The organism is Acidovorax sp. (genome assembly GCF_027492855.1).
GTDB lineage: Bacteria > Pseudomonadota > Gammaproteobacteria > Burkholderiales > Burkholderiaceae_C > Acidovorax.
In genome coordinates this window covers 1-14675 of the sequence record NZ_JAPUDY010000054.1, presented here as the reverse complement: position 1 = coordinate 14675, position 14675 = coordinate 1, and the positions used below count along the sequence as shown (strand labels likewise).

The 14675-nt window shown below is 62.5% G+C and carries 15 protein-coding genes; 10 read left to right on the top strand and 5 right to left on the bottom strand.

Annotated elements, in window-relative coordinates; translation table 11 throughout:
* Positions 1-297 precede the first annotated feature (297 nt).
* Positions 298-918 carry a hypothetical protein gene (locus Q0105_RS11000; protein WP_298211687.1) on the bottom strand — a complete coding sequence of 207 codons (621 nt, stop codon included), beginning with the start codon at positions 916-918 and terminating at the stop codon, positions 298-300.
* A gap of 414 nt (positions 919-1332) precedes the next feature.
* On the opposite strand from Q0105_RS11000, the gene Q0105_RS10995 reads away from it, so the two are divergent.
* The 4 genes from Q0105_RS10995 to Q0105_RS10980 all read left to right on the top strand — a co-directional run bounded on the left by Q0105_RS10995 (position 1333) and on the right by Q0105_RS10980 (position 4587).
* Complete coding sequence (locus tag Q0105_RS10995; RefSeq protein WP_298211685.1) at positions 1333-2211, top strand: hypothetical protein; 879 nt, start codon at positions 1333-1335, stop codon at positions 2209-2211.
* An 8-nt stretch (positions 2212-2219) separates the two neighbouring features.
* Entirely contained in the window at positions 2220-2885 is a 666-nt protein-coding gene (locus Q0105_RS10990) for a hypothetical protein (RefSeq protein WP_298211683.1), read from the top strand.
* A gap of 1053 nt (positions 2886-3938) precedes the next feature.
* The gene (locus tag Q0105_RS10985) at positions 3939-4226 is read left to right on the top strand and encodes a DUF4148 domain-containing protein (protein ID WP_298207743.1); all 288 of its coding nucleotides are present in this window, start codon (positions 3939-3941) and stop codon (positions 4224-4226) included.
* A 64-nt stretch (positions 4227-4290) separates the two neighbouring features.
* Positions 4291-4587 (top strand): DUF4148 domain-containing protein, encoded by a 297-nt coding sequence (locus tag Q0105_RS10980; protein ID WP_298211681.1) that lies wholly within the window; start codon positions 4291-4293, stop codon positions 4585-4587.
* Positions 4588-4739: 152 nt separating this feature from the next.
* Here Q0105_RS10980 and Q0105_RS10975 read toward each other — a convergent pair whose 3' ends face one another.
* From Q0105_RS10975 to argC, 3 genes are all read right to left on the bottom strand, one after another.
* Positions 4740-5087: an SMR family transporter gene (locus Q0105_RS10975; protein ID WP_298211680.1), complete on the bottom strand. Its 348-nt coding sequence runs from the start codon at positions 5085-5087 to the stop codon at positions 4740-4742.
* The gene (locus Q0105_RS10970; protein ID WP_298211678.1) at positions 5084-5662 is read right to left on the bottom strand and encodes a TetR/AcrR family transcriptional regulator; all 579 of its coding nucleotides are present in this window, start codon (positions 5660-5662) and stop codon (positions 5084-5086) included. Before Q0105_RS10970 ends, Q0105_RS10975 begins: the two co-directional genes overlap by 4 nt.
* Before the next feature lie 186 nt (positions 5663-5848).
* The gene (argC, locus tag Q0105_RS10965) at positions 5849-6787 is read right to left on the bottom strand and encodes an N-acetyl-gamma-glutamyl-phosphate reductase (protein ID WP_298211676.1); all 939 of its coding nucleotides are present in this window, start codon (positions 6785-6787) and stop codon (positions 5849-5851) included.
* A gap of 136 nt (positions 6788-6923) precedes the next feature.
* On the opposite strand from argC, the gene Q0105_RS10960 reads away from it, so the two are divergent.
* The gene (locus tag Q0105_RS10960; RefSeq protein ID WP_298211674.1) at positions 6924-7811 is read left to right on the top strand and encodes a LysR family transcriptional regulator; all 888 of its coding nucleotides are present in this window, start codon (positions 6924-6926) and stop codon (positions 7809-7811) included.
* Between the two features lie 27 nt (positions 7812-7838).
* Here Q0105_RS10960 and Q0105_RS10955 read toward each other — a convergent pair whose 3' ends face one another.
* Complete coding sequence (locus tag Q0105_RS10955) at positions 7839-8546, bottom strand: TetR/AcrR family transcriptional regulator (protein ID WP_298211672.1); 708 nt, start codon at positions 8544-8546, stop codon at positions 7839-7841.
* Positions 8547-8729: 183 nt separating this feature from the next.
* Here Q0105_RS10955 and Q0105_RS10950 point away from each other — a divergent pair, with 183 nt between their 5' ends.
* The 5 genes from Q0105_RS10950 to hydA form a co-directional block, all read left to right on the top strand.
* The gene (locus Q0105_RS10950) at positions 8730-8855 is read left to right on the top strand and encodes a hypothetical protein (protein WP_298211670.1); all 126 of its coding nucleotides are present in this window, start codon (positions 8730-8732) and stop codon (positions 8853-8855) included.
* Entirely contained in the window at positions 8855-10204 is a 1350-nt protein-coding gene (locus tag Q0105_RS10945; protein WP_298211668.1) for an NAD(P)-dependent oxidoreductase, read from the top strand. The genes Q0105_RS10950 and Q0105_RS10945 overlap by 1 nt, the downstream gene beginning before the upstream one ends.
* Before the next feature lie 33 nt (positions 10205-10237).
* On the top strand, positions 10238-11551 hold the full coding sequence (gene preA / locus Q0105_RS10940) for an NAD-dependent dihydropyrimidine dehydrogenase subunit PreA (RefSeq protein WP_298211665.1): 1314 nt from the start codon (positions 10238-10240) through the stop codon (positions 11549-11551).
* A gap of 245 nt (positions 11552-11796) precedes the next feature.
* A complete protein-coding gene (locus Q0105_RS10935) occupies positions 11797-13254 on the top strand; it encodes an NCS1 family nucleobase:cation symporter-1 (protein WP_298211663.1) in 1458 nt (485 codons plus the stop codon).
* 70 nt (positions 13255-13324) lie between these two features.
* Positions 13325-14675, top strand: a 1351-nt coding sequence (hydA, locus tag Q0105_RS10930) for a dihydropyrimidinase (RefSeq protein WP_298211661.1), incomplete at its 3' end; no start/stop codon positions are given.

Genomic DNA, 14675 nt, shown 5'->3' with positions numbered 1-14675 from the left:
GACGGCGAGGCAACCGTCCAACTTCTGGGGGGCAGTTCAAACCCGGGGCGATTCAATATTTTCTATCCAAAGAATGGTTTCTAATGCGGTGTATTGCAGTACGGATGAATTTTTTGCTACTGTATTAATAGTTTTTTGTGCTTGATGAATGAGCGGTAGAGCCCATTTTTGGCGCTCAACCTCAGAGCGATGCCATGGTGGGCTTGTGAGAGGTAGAAGACAAGACTTGACCCTGATGGCTTTGGCCGAGGACGTTCGGTCGTCAAAGGCGTTGTAGCGCCAGGGCACTCCAGCTTGTCAGCCGTCGTAGGAGTAGATGAGCACTCCCAGCGCGGGGACAACCACCAGATCCTGCTCATGGCCGGTGGTGAAGAACGCACCTTCCTTGCTTATGGCGCGTTGAGCCTGATTTAGCAATTCGGGGGGGCTTCCTGCGCAGTCCTGACCACGAAACAGGTGGTCATGTTCTGCTGTCGGCGTGGCTTTCCAAGGCTGGTACTGGTGGTACGGATCGCCGTCCCTTCCGAGGTGGGCTGTTTCAAAATAGGCCAGCCCCCGGCTGCGTATGCGTGCCAGGTTTTCTTCGGACAGCCGAAAGACCGCAAATCCACAGCCCTCTCTGAACCCGCTGACTTCATCGTGGTGCACGACTTCAGTCAGCTCGAACTGGGGCGGAATCGCTTGGCGGTACAACTCGACCTGCCAGCGGCTGCACGCCCTCATGGGCAGCAGTATCAACACGAGCAGGGCGCAGACCCAGGCGACAACACGCAGCGCGATGGCGGGTGGTGGGTATCCAAGCCATTGGCGGGCCAAGGCGCCGAAAACACTGGCCATACCTTTTGCCAGGAAAAAGGCTGCCGCCCCGAAGATAGCCAGGCAGAGCAAGGTGAGGCCCAGGGCGATTGCGATCAGCATTGCTATCTTTCAAGAAGTTTGGAGCGTTGCGGGCAAGTATTGGGAGGCGGTGTGAGGTCTAAATGAAGTCTGTGAGGTGCGCGTGATCTTTTGCGGGGCCGCACGCTCGTTTTCGAGTCGACGCAGCCCTTAGCGCTCTCATCGCAGACAGGAAACGGAAAGAAAAAATAGGCGCAGACGCCCGTTCGTCCGCCTTCTGTTTGTTACCTGGCTATAGCCCGGCTCAGTGCGCTCGGACGCCCGATAGACAGTCTGTGATGCTTTTGCGTGTAGTCCCGCACGGCGTGGGTGCGAGCGTCTGTGGCGCTGTCGGTGATGTTCGCGAGGCTGACATCTGTCGCTTGGGCGAGGGCAGTGCATTTTTCGACTACATTTCGTGCAGAAAAACGATACCTCTTGAGGGATGGAGAACGCATGTTGATATTCCGCATTGCCGCGATTGCTGCGGCCCTGAGCCTGGTGGCCTGCGCAGCTCCTTTTCACAGGCCGTTAACGGCCGAAAACAAGCAGCGCATCCAATCGGTTGACGTACGAATGGTGATTCCGCAGGAGAGCTTCATGGTGTCGGCGAAGTCACCAGGCGTTTCTTTGGCTGCCGGTGGAGGGTTGATCGGGGCGATGATCGATTCCGGGATTCAGAAATCTCGCCAGGCTGAAATGGCCGGTGAAATCCGTAGCACGGTTGGATCTTTGGCGCGATTCGATTTGCGACAGGAGGCCGACATTGCCCTTCAAGCAGCCTTGAAAGAGCCAGCGGCGGGTGGAGGCCTGCCGTTTGTGGTTCGTTCTGCCCAGGTTTTGGCCGCAGTCCCCGGAAAGAGTGACGCTGAGCGGCTGTTTGGCGGCACAAGCAACGGCCCCGCTGTGATGATGCTTTTGGTGCACTACGCGCTGGAGCCCGGCTTGGGCGCTTTCACTACACGTACCAGTGCTGTATTGCGGCAAGACGGCAAGATGGAGCCCTCCTTCCAATCCGCTGCCGTCTACCAAATCCCACTTTCAGCGGGATCTCGGGAAGTCGTTTTGGCCCAACTCACGGCCAATGATGGCCAATTGCTGCGTTCCTATATGAGGGAGTCGGTGAGAGAGACTCTGCGAATGGTGGCTCTAGATTGGGAGGGCGTGTCAGCGGGCGCAGTCTCTACGCCTGCTGGAAATGCGCGGGTACCCCGATTTAACATGCAGGGCACTGTAATGGACCTTCCCTCCGTCACGGTCATGTCGGAGGGGACCCGTATGGTCGTTCGAAATGAAACGGGCACGTTGTTCTCGCTCCAAAAGGAATTCAAGTGAAGGCGCGCATGTTTTTTAAAACCACCTCCCTGAGGCGCGCAGCCGCTAGCGTCGCCTGCATGCTGCCGTTGTGGTGCTATGCGTTGTCGGAGGAACCACTGGACATGATTTACGAGGCGCCTCCTGTTTCGTCACCCTCGCGGGACGATTCTGGTGCCGCGGTGGTGCCCCTTGCAAGTAGGCCGTGCGCGTTGTCGTTTCAGTTGACGGATGTCCGCCCCAGCAAGACGACATTGGGCGCCGGTATCTTCATGCTTGGTCATGCAGGAGGTACGCCCATTGCAATGCAGAGCATTCGCGGTGGGGACGGTCTGCCGTGGCTGCGTGGCGCTATGCGCTCCTTGCAGAACCAACGAATCAGTTTGGCCGAGAGCGCCATTGCGCAGGATTCAACCGCTACGGGGCAGAATGTAGGAGTGCAGTTGCAGCTTGCTCATGCATGGCCGGAGGGCATGAATTTGGCTGCCACAGTGGTGCTAGAGGCTCGGTACCGCGCGCCCACGGGGGATCTGAAGCGGACGTATGTGGGCCAGGGAATGAAGCTGAACTGGGCCAACGGTGATGGTGAGTTCATGGGGGTGTTGAACGCAGCCATGGCTGACGCGATAACCTTCTTGGCTCGGGATGTTGTCTCGCTTTGCGAGGGACGTGCGTTGACGGCTTCTCTCCCATAGCACGCGCATTGCAAGCAATTGCAAGGCAAGTTCTGTCAAGGGTAACGCCGTCGTCCAGCAGTGCACCCTCCAAGCAGAGCGCTGACCGCGTCCGGCGCGAGCACCTGCTTGGACAGCCGCAGCGACGTACGAGGCCGAAGAGTTTCATTGCACAGCAAATAATGTTGCGCGCCTGATATGGTGCCCCGGTCTGGCAAGAAAGAAACAGCGCACATGGAGACCCGCGAACATCTATTCAGATAGATGAAACGCAGAGGCTCTGTCAAGGTCTCGACTTTGACTTGAGGATGCGTACAGATGGTGGTCTGCGGTGGCGCCTGGATGCTGAGCCCTTGTTAAATACCCTACCTAAGCAGTCGTTATGCGAAGCAGCCCGGCACATCGTATGGGAGGCGTGCGCCTCTATCGCGCAGGGACTGCGCGGCTACGAGGGGCCACGGGCCAATCCAGAGCGCTTGAAGCACTGAAGGCGGCGAAGCCATTGCGACCGGATGGCCGCAACATTGGACTCATCCGGAGAATTCACTTTTTGCAAGCAAATTGCTATTAAAATTATAGCAATTGCCGCATGCCCATTAAGCGGTGGTCCTCGAAAACACCTCAAGCTCCTGCTGTTGAGGCGCAGCAAAACACAGCAAGTCTCATGCGTATCTGCGGCAAGCAGACTCCTGCGCCACTTACGGCCGCATTGAACCGCAATAGGCGTCGGGTGGTGGACCATTGGCCCAACGGCTGGCGCGCCCGCCCCTTGTGTTCAAAAGAACCAAAGACTTGCGACATGAGCTCGCCGTGTCTGCGCGCGCTCCGGATAGGCGGAGTGGACGCACTTTTCACCCCACCCTGATGTCGGATTGTTTCAATATCCAGAACAGTCAGTTCGCGACTGAATGGTTTTTCCCTGAACTCCATCGACGTACAGTTCAACCCATCGATGAGCCGAACCCGCAAGGCGACTCACCGAAACCGGGGTTGAGACAGTTTCTTCTTTTGTTTGTTTTGTTGTCTTGCCTCCGGATTTTTTTGAGACGCTTTTTAACTTCAAGGACTTCCATCATGAACACGACCGCACGTTTCCTCTCCATCGCCGCTGTTGCCGCTTTCGCTTCTTTCGGTGCCTACGCTGACGAAGCCGATGGCTCGCAATTCGCTACCCAGTTTGAAACCAACCGCACCCGCGCTGAAGTGGCTGCCGAAGCTTCTACCGTCGCCCAGACCCGCTCCATCGAGCCAGCCGGTTCGCGTGTGACGACATACCAATCCACGGCTGACCGCTCTGCCGTGCGTGCCCAGGCTGCCGAAGCCGTGCGCACGGGCCAGATTCCTTCGGGTGAGCTGGGCTAAGCCCTTTGCCCTCTGACTGTTGAGTTGAAGAACCCTATTTTTTGAATTTCACTGGAGTATCACCATGAACAAGACCGCACGTTTCCTCTCGCTCGCCGCTGTGGCTGCTTTCGCTTCTTTTGGCGCTATGGCCGATGAAGCCGATGGCTCGCAATTTGCCCTGCAGTTCGACACCAACCGCACCCGCGCTGAAGTGGCTGCCGAAGCCTCTACCGTGGCCCAGACCCGCAGCCAAGAACCTGCTGGTTCGCGTGTGGTGACTTATTCGTCCACGGCTGACCGCTCTGCCGTGCGTGCACTGGCTGCTGAGGCTGTGCGCACAGGCCAGATTCCTTCGGGCGAAATCGGCACCATCATGTAATTGAGGAATTGACGCAGTTGCGGGCCTTCCCATGGTGGTGGCATTTCACGGTCGTGGGTGCTGCTGCCATGGGGAGTGTTTTTAGACCCTCGCACTGATGCCAAGCAGACTGGGCTCCCTTTGGGAGCCCTTTTTGTTTGGGGGGGGCGGCCTCAGTGGCGCACGCTTTGCGAGAACAGGTTCACCACCAACACGCCCGCCACGATGAGGCCCAGACCGAGCATGGCGGGCAGGTCCAGGCGCTGCCCATACACCAGCCAGCCCACGGCAGAAATCAGCACGATGCCCGCCCCCGACCAAATGGCATAGGCGATGCCGATGGGCAACGTGCGCAGTGTGAGCGATAGCAAATAGAACGACACCATGTAGGCCGCGACCGTGATCAGGCTGGGCGCCAGGCGCGTGAATCCGTTGGATGCCTTGAGCGCGGAGGTTCCAAGCACTTCTGCCAGGATGGCCAGGCCGAGCAATAGGTAGCTGGTGGCGCTGACGGTGTTCATGGCTGGGCCTCCCCGCCGCAGAGTTTCAGCAGCAGTTCGAGAAGGCTCGCCTTGCGTTGTGCATCGAGCTCATACACATCCAGCATCTGGGCAAACCAGAAGCCATCGCCCGCCAGGCGGCAGGCGAGCAGCAGGTTGGCGGTGTGTGTGTCTTGCCCGTCGGCGGCCAGGGCTTCTTTCATTATGGCGTGCCAGCGTTCTCGGCAAGTGGGGGAGGTCAGGGCCAGCAGGCCAATGGCGCGCAGCGTATCGGCCTGGTCGCAGCCCGCGTGGTCGTCAAAGCAGGTGCGGATGTAGGCCCGCGCATGGCGGCCGGGTGTGTCTGCTTCCAGGCGCAGCGCATTCTCATAGCTCAGGCTGAACTCTTCGAGCAGTTGTTCGGACAGCGTATCCAGCAGGGCCTGCTTGCTGCGAAAGTGATGTTGCAGACCACCCTTGGTCACGTTGGCCTGGCGGGCCACGGCATCAAGCGTGACCGCGTGCGGGCCTTCGTGCACGAGCAGGTCGCGCACCACGGCCAGCAGTTGGCTGCGAATCTGTTGGGGCTGTTTGAGTCGGCGGTGAGCTTCTGGCATTGAACAAACCATCTGGATGGATTGTTTATTGTAGATTTCACTTGCCGTTGCCCACGGAAAGCCCCCGCTGTGCCGTGAGGGCTTTGGAGCCATTGAGGCATGGGGGTTGCACCTGCCGTTGCACGAGGCTGTGGGGCGGAATGGCGGCGGCAGCGTTGTGCCGCACCCATTGCTCCAACCCTGGGGCTACCGAGCGATATGAGCCAGCATCAGGTCCAGGTTTTGCACTGCGGCGCCTGAAGCGCCCTTGCCCAGGTTGTCGAACACTGCAGTCAGCAGCACCTGCCCATGGCGGGCGTTGTTGAAAATCCCCAGCCGCAATTGGTTGGTGCCGTTCAAGGCCTGCGGGTCCAGATGCTCCATGGCTTCGGCCTGCGCGACATCCATCACCTCCACATGGGGGGCTCCGGCATAGTGCTGTTGCAGGCACGCATGCAGGTGGTCGCCGTGGATGCCAGGGGCCAGGTGCTGCTGAAACAGTGGAATCGTCAGTGCGATGCCTTGCCGGAAAGCGCCATAGGCCGGAAGGAAAAAGGGGCGCTTCGACAGCCCGGCGTGCTGGGCAATCTCAGGCGTGTGCTTGTGCTCCAGCTTCAGCCCATAGATCTGGAAGGCGGGTGCTTGCACCGCGTCGGGGCCCTCGTGCGCGTCCACGCGGGCCCGTCCGCCGCCCGAGTAGCCGGATACCGCATGGATGGCGATGGGATGGTCGGCAGGCAGCAGGCCCGCATGTACCAAGGGCCGCAGCAGGGCAATGGCGCCAGTGGGGTAGCAGCCGGGGTTGCTGACCCTTTGGGCGCTGGCTATGTGTGCCGACTGGGCGGTGCTCATCTCGGGAAAACCATACACCCACTGCGGATCGGTGCGGTGGGCCGAGCTGGCATCGATCACGCGCACGGCGGGGTTGACGATGGCGGCTGCGGCCTCGCGGGCTGGGGCGTCGGGCAGACACAGGATGGCAATGTGGCAGCTGTTGATGGCCTCGGCGCGGCGGGCTGTGTTTTTGCGCTCGCTGTCGGGCAGCGTCAGCAGGCGCAGGTCCGAGCGGCCGCGCAAGCGTTCGTGGATTTGCAGGCCGGTGGTGCCTTGGTCGCCATCGATAAAGACGAGGGGTGAATTGGTCACGAGGGACTCCGGGTGGTCAAAGAAAGTGGCGCCTTGTTGCAAAGGTGTGAACGGGAAGGATGTGGAATCTTCAGCGACGGACTAAACTTTGAAAAGTTGAATTTCACAAACACCAGCATTAGATTTACTGAACTTCATGCGCGAACTTAATCTGGACCGACTGCGCACCCTGGTCACCATTGCCGACCTGGGCTCGTTCGCCGAAGCCGCCCGTGCGCTGCATCTGGCGCCGCCCACCGTGAGCTTGCACATCGCGGACCTGGAGGCACTCATCGGCGCCCCCCTGCTCGTGCGCAAGCGCGGCGAGGTGCGGGCATCGGGGGTGGGCGACGCGCTGATTGAGCGGGCCCGGCGCCTGTTGGCTGATGCGGACGAGGCGATGAATGTTGTGCAGCGCCAGGTGCAGGGGCTGGCCGGGCGCGTGCGCCTGGGCGCATCCACGGGCGCCATCGCGCACCTGCTTCCCCAGGCGCTGGAGGTGCTGGGCCAGCAGCATCCGGGCATCGACGTGCAGGTGGCGGTGCTCACCTCGCAGGAGACCTTGTCCCGCCTGGCCAGCGGCGCGTTGGACATTGGCCTGGTTGCGCTGCCGCAAGCGGCGGCGCGCGGCCTGACGGTATTGCCGTGGCGGCGCGACCCTGTGATGGCGTTCGTGCCGGCCTCGTGGCCGCAGCCCCGGCGGGCAACACCCCGCTGGCTAGCGGGCAAGCCGTTGATCCTGAACGACGATGGCACCAGCCTGTCGCGCCTGACCACCGAGTGGTTTGCCGCGACGGGCGAGCACCCCCGGCCGCGCATCCAGCTCAATTACAACGACGCCATCAAGAGCCTGGTGGCTGCAGGCTACGGCGCAACGCTGCTGCCCCACGAGGCACAGCCCACCGTGCCGCTGGACCCCCGCATCCGCATGTTGCCCCTGCAGCCCAGGCTGTGGCGGCCGTTGGGCATTGCGCACCGCGCGGGCGCGGTGGAGCGTGCCACCCAGCATGTGCTGGATGTGCTGTGGCAGCAAAAGCAGGCGTGATGGTGCGCTGCGGGCGGGTGGGCTTCGTCAGGCTGCGGTGCCGGGTGCCAGCGCGCTGAGCACCATGCGCACGATCAATTCCTCGGCCTTTTCGTAGTCGCGCTCGGTCAGTGCCGGCTTGCCCAGCAGCAAGGCGAATTGCGCCTCCTGCTCGGCATAGGCCTGCGTAACCGACCAGATGATGAACATCAGGTGCGTGAAGTTCACCTTGGCGATGCGGCCCTCGCGCGCCCAGCGCTCGAAGGTGCGTACCTCGGTTTTGAGCAGGGGCGCCACGCGCTCGGTGATGGCCTTGCCATAGCGTGGTGCGCCGGCAATCACCTCCTTGGTGAATACCTTGGCGCCCTGGGGGCGCGTGCGGGAGTAATGCAGCTTGGCGCGGATGTAGCGCCGCAGCGCCTGTTGTGGGTCATCGCTGTGCGAGAGGTCTTCCATGCCCGCCAGCCATTGGGTGAGCACGTCGTCCAGTACCCGCTGGTACAGGGCCTCCTTGCTGGGGAAGTAGTACAGCAGATTGTGGCGGCTGAGGCCAATGGCTGCGGCGATGTTCTCTAGCGAGGCGCCCTCAAAGCCAAACTGTGCAAAGTGATTCTCGGCCTCGGCGAGGATGCCCTGCTCCTTGAGCAGGCGCGAGGCCTTGGGTGCGCGGGGGGCGGCGCCGTCGCTGGAGGCGATGCGCAGGGCTTTGGAGGAGCGGGGGGCGGGGTCGGCTTTGAGCAGTCGGGTGGCGGTCATTGCACCATTGTGGAACAAGCCGGGGTTGATATCCGGCAAGCTACCGGGCAACGGGCTGGCATAGGGTTTGCTGTAGGGATTTTACCAATTGGTAAATTTTTACGTGTTGGTAAATTGGCCCACAACGCAGGGCACCGCTGCAGCAAAGCAGTGGGCACCTGCGACCCCACAGCGAGGACCACGATGAAACCTCCGAAGTTTGCGGGCATTGGCACCGCATTGGCTGGCTCCGGCCGCACGCGCCTTGGGCGCAAAAAGGCGCAGGCGCGCGCCCAGACCCCCACCCTGATCCCCTCGGAGGAAACCTGATGGACACACCCGCAAGCCGTGCCTGCGGCATTCATGCCGCACGCCTGAACCTGGCCGACTACGCCGCCAACTTCAGCGACGCCCACCCGCCTTTGACGCGGCCCCAGGCCTTGATCGAGGCCGAGCGCTGTTACTACTGCTATGACGCACCGTGCGCCACCGCTTGCCCCACGGGCATCGACATCCCCTCGTTCATCCACCGCATTGCGCAGGACAACAACCGGGGCGCCGCCCGTGCCATCCTGGAGGCCAACCCGCTGGGCGGCATGTGCGCCCGCGTTTGCCCCACCGAGGTGCTGTGCGAGCAGGCCTGCGTGCGCAACACCAACGAAGACAAGCCGGTCGAGATCGGCTCGCTGCAGCGCTACGCCACCGATGCTTTTTTCTCCAAACCGGGGGCGCCTTTGTTTCAGCGCTCTGCAGCCACCGGCAAGCGCGTGGCGGTGGTGGGCGCTGGGCCTGCGGGCCTGGCCTGCGCCCATGGGTTGGCGGTGCGCGGTCACGATGTGGTGCTGTTCGAGGCCCGCCCCAAGCTCGGTGGCCTCAATGAATATGGCTTGGCCAGCTACAAAACAACGAACAACTTCGCGCAGAAGGAAGTCGAGTGGCTGCTGTCCATCGGTGGCATCGAGGTGCGCACGGGCCAGCAACTGGGCCGCGACATCACGCTCGACAGCCTGCTGGGTGCCTATGACGCCGTGTTTCTGGGCCTGGGCCTGCAGGCCGTGAATGCGCTGGGCGTGGCCGAGCCCACAGCCACGGGCCTGCGCAATGCCGTGGACTTCATTGCCGAGTTGCGCCAGAGCGCAGACCTTTCCACCCTGCCTGTGGGCCGCCGCGTGGTGGTGATTGGCGGTGGCATGACGGCGGTGGATGCCGCCGTGCAGTCGCGCAAGCTGGGCGCAGAAGAGGTGACCATCGTTTACCGCCGGGGCGCGGAGGCCATGTCTGCATCGCCCGTGGAGCAGCAGTGGGCACAGACGAACGGCGTAAAGATCCGCCACTGGGCGGCGCCTAAAGAGGTGCTGAGCGAAGGTGGCACGGCCAAGGGCGTGCGTTTTTCCGCCACTGCGCTCAGTGGCGGCAAGCTGGTGGAGGCCGGCGAAACCTTCACGCTGGAAGCGGACATGGTGCTCAAGGCCATTGGCCAGACCTTTGTGGCCGAGCCTGTGGGCAAGGGCATTGCGCTGAATGGTGGGCGCATCGTCACCGACGCAGAGGGCTGCACCAGCCTGGCGCGCGTTTGGGCCGGGGGCGACTGCCGCGTGGGCGGCCGCGACCTCACGGTGGAGGCGGTGGAGCACGGCAAGGTGGCCGCTGTCTCTATTCACGCCGCGCTGATGGCCTGAACTCTTCCACCCCAGTTTTCACGGGAGCACCCCATGGCAGATATTCGCAGCAATTTTCTGGGCATCCAAAGCCCCAACCCTTTTTGGCTGGCCTCCGCACCGCCCACCGACAAAGAGATCAACGTCACCCGCGCCTTCGAGGCGGGCTGGGGTGGCGTGGTGTGGAAGACACTGGGCGAAGATCCGGCCGTGGTCAACGTCAACGGCCCGCGCTACACCACGCTGATGTCGCAGGACCGCCGCGTGGTCGGCCTGAACAACATCGAGCTGATCACCGACCGGCCGCTGCACACCAACCTCGAAGAGATCAAACGCGTCAAACGCAACTGGCCCGACCGGGCCATGATTGTTTCGCTCATGGTGCCTTGTGAGGAACAAAGCTGGAAGGCCATCCTGCCGCTGGTGGAAGACACGGGCGCCGATGGCATCGAGCTGAACTTCGGCTGCCCCCACGGCATGAGCGAGCGCGGCATGGGCGCCGCTGTGGGCCAGGTGCCCGAATATATCCAGATGGTCACGGCATGGTGCAAGCACTACAGCAAGCTGCCCGTGATCGTGAAGCTCACACCCAACATCACCGACGTGCGCCAGCCCGCACGCGCGGCCAAGGCGGGCGGGGCCGATGCGGTGTCGCTCATCAACACCATCAACTCCATCATGGGGGTGGACCTGGACCGCATGGTGATGAGCCCCAGCACCGATGGCTGGGGTTCGCACGGCGGCTACTGCGGCCCGGCCGTCAAGCCCATTGCGCTCAACATGGTGGCCGAGATCGCGCGCGACGCGCAGACGGCTGGCCTGCCCATCAGCGGCATTGGTGGCATCACCACCTGGCGCGACGCGGCGGAATACATTGCGCTCGGCTGCGGCACGGTGCAGGTGTGTACTGCCGCCATGGTGTATGGCTTCAAGATCGTGCAGGACATGTGTGATGGGCTGTCGAACTTCATGGATGAGCATGGCTATGCCACGCTCGACGACTTCAAGGGCCAGGCTGTGCCCACGGTGAAGGATTGGAAAAGCCTCAACCTCAACCACATCGAAAAAGCGGTCATCAACCAGGAGTCCTGCATCCAGTGCGGCCGCTGCCATGTGGTGTGCGAAGACACCTCGCACCAGGCGATCACCTTTACTAAAGAGGGCGGCGCGCGCAAGTTCGAGATCAACGAGGCGGAGTGCGTGGGCTGCAACCTGTGTGTGTCGATCTGCCCCGTGCCCGAGTGCATCACCATGCGCGCGCTGGCGCCGGGCGAGGTGGACGAGCGCACGGAGAAGGCGGTAACGGGTGAATACGCCAACTGGACCACGCACCCCAACAACCCGCAGCGCGTTTCTGCCACGGCCTAGAGAGAGTGGAGTGTGGCGAGTGACAGGCCCCGTCGAGCACGCCGGAGCGAAGCATGCAAGACGCCACGGATGTCCTGGTTGTGGTGCTTTTCGCAACGCATGCTGCAGTGCATCTGGTGCAGTTCTTGCGTGATCTCTAGCATCGCTCGCTTCCCTTCTTTGCCCGCCGTCTGCCAACGCGAAGGCGCAGGACCAGACAGTGGGTTGTGTGCAACCCCAACGAAGTCTTTGACAGGAGTACAGGCATGACCAACAGTACCGGCAGCGCCGTCCACGTGGCGAGGCCAATGCCCGGCGGAGCATCCAACACGCTCGCCAATGAAGATTTGCTCCCCACCACCGCCGCGCAGCGACACTGGACCTGGAAAGACTTCGCCGCGCTGTGGGTGGGCATGGTGGTGTGTGTGCCTACGTACACCATGGCCAGTTCGATGCTCGACCAGGGCTTTACCTGGCAGATGGCGGTGTGGCTGGTGTTTTTGGCCAATTGCATTGTTTTGGTGCCCATGGTGCTCATCGGGCGCGTGGGGCCCAAGTACGGCGTGCCGTTTCCGGTGCTGGCACGTGCTTCGTTTGGTGTGAAGGGCGCTAACCTGCCAGCCGTGCTGCGCGGCCTGGTGGCCTGCGGCTGGTTTTCCATCAATTGCTATTTTGGTGCGCTGGCGCTGCATGGCTTTCTGAACATCATGGGCATGAACCTCGCGGGGCCTGCCGAAGGGCAGACCATCAGCACCTCGCAGTTCGTATGCTTCCTGGCCTTCTGGGCCGTGCATATCTGGTTCATCTGGCGGGGGCCGGAGTCCATCCGCAAGCTGGAAGTGATTGCGGCGCCACTCATGATCGTTGCCTCCGTCGTGCTGGTGGTCGTGTTGGTGATGCGCGTGCCTGCGGGGCAGCTTTTCAATCTGCCCGCCAAGGTCGTCGAAGGCGGTCCCAAGACCTGGGCGGCCCTCACGGGGCTGGTGGGCTTCTGGGCCACGCTGGCGCTCAACATCCCTGACTTCACGCGCTTTGCCAAGTCGCAGAAGGACCAGGTTGTGGGGCAGGCCATCGGCCTGCCGCTGCCCATGGCGCTGTTCTCCATGGTGGGCGTGATCGGCTTTTCGGCATCGGCCATCCTGTACGGCAAAGCCCAGTTGTTCCCCGACGGCCTGCTCACGCAGATGGGCAGCGTGGCCGCTGGCGTGGGCCTGCTGGTGATTTTGTTGGCCAACCTGACCACCAACGTGGCTGCCAATCTGGTGTCGCCTTCGTATGACTTCAGCCAGATTGCGCCCTCGAAGATCAGCTTTCGCATGGGCGGGATGATCGCGGCCGTCATCGGTCTGCTGTTCATGCCCTGGAAGCTGCTGGCCACGTCGGGCGGCTACTTGTTCACTTGGCTGGGCGGCTACGGCACGCTGCTGGGCGCCATTGCGGGCATTTTGCTGGTGGACTACTACCTGGTGCGCAAAAGCGAGCTGAAGGTGGACGACCTGTACCGCCGGGGCGGCGAATATGAATACAGCAACGGCTGGAACCTGCAGGCGCTCATGGCCTTTGCCCTGGGTGTGCTGCCTTGCCTGCCCGGTTACTTGGCCGTGTCGGGCGTGGTGGACAAGGCGGGCATGCCCGCCATCTGGCTCACGCTGTTCGACTCGGGTTGGTTCTTCAGCCTGGCGGTGGCAGGCACCTATTACTACCTGACCGCCAAGAAGAAGTGACCCCTGGCCCTGCCTGGGCCTGGTGCCAGTGCAGGGCTTTTTTTGATCTGTAGCCCAGAAGGAGACCCCCATGACCCAAGCCCTTGTGATCCGCGGCGGAACCGTGGTCAACGCCGACTGCGAGCAACGCGCTGATGTGCTGTGCGTGGACGGCCGCATCGTTGCCGTGGGCGAAGGCGCGGCGACGCAGGCGCCTGCGGGGGCGCAGACGCTCGACGCCAGCGGCCAGTACGTGCTGCCCGGTGGCATCGACCCGCACACCCACATGCAACTGCCGTTCATGGGCACGGTCACCATGGACGACTTCTTCACCGGCACCGCCGCAGGCCTGGCCGGCGGCACCACGAGCATCATCGACTTCGTGATCCCCGACCCGCAGGAGCCCATCCTGGACGCCTACCGCAAGTGGCGCGGCTGGGCCGAAAAGTCGGCCGCCGACTATTCCTTCCACGTCGCCATCACCTGGTGGAGCGAGCAGGTGCGTGCCGACATGGGCACGCTGGTGCAGCAGGAGGGGGTGAACAGCTTCAAGCACTTCATGGCCTACAAGAACGCCATCATGTGTGACGACGAAACCCTGGTGAACAGCTTCAAGCGCGCGCTGGAGCTGGGCGCCATGCCCACGGTGCACGCCGAAAACGGCGAGCTGGTGTACCTGCTGCAGCAAGAAGTGGCCAAGATGGGCATCATCGGCCCCGAGGGCCACCCGCTGTCGCGCCCGCCCATGGTCGAGGCCGAGGCCGCCAACCGTGCCATCGCGATTGCTGATGTTCTGGGCGTGCCGATCTATGTGGTGCATGTGAGCTGCATGGAGTCGGCCGACGCCATCGCCCGCGCCCGCGCACGCGGCCAGCGGGTGTATGGCGAAGTGTTGGCGGGGCACCTGCTGGTGGATGACAGCGTGTACCGCGACCCAGACTTTGCCAAGGCCGCCGCCTATGTGATGAGCCCGCCCTTTCGCCCCAAGGGCCACCAGGAGGCGCTGTGGCGTGGCCTGCAATCAGGCCAGTTGCACACCACGGCGACGGACCACTGCACCTTCTGCGCCGCGCAGAAGGCGGCGGGCAAGGACAATTTCTTCAAAATTCCCAACGGCACCGGGGGCGTGGAAGAGCGCATGGCGGCCATTTGGGATGCGGGTGTGAACACCGGGCGCCTCACTCCATCCGAGTTCGTGGCCATCACCTCGGCCAACTGCGCCAAGCTCTTCAACATCTACCCCCGCAAAGGCTTCATCGGCGAGGGCGCCGACGCCGACCTGGTGCTGTGGGACCCACAAGGCACCAAGACCTTCTCGGCCAAGACGCAGTTCAGCAAAGGCGACTTCAACATCTTTGAAGGCCGCACCGTGCGCGGCATCCCCAGCCACACCGTCAGCCAGGGGCGTGTGGTGTTTGCCAACGGCGACCTGCGGGCCGAGC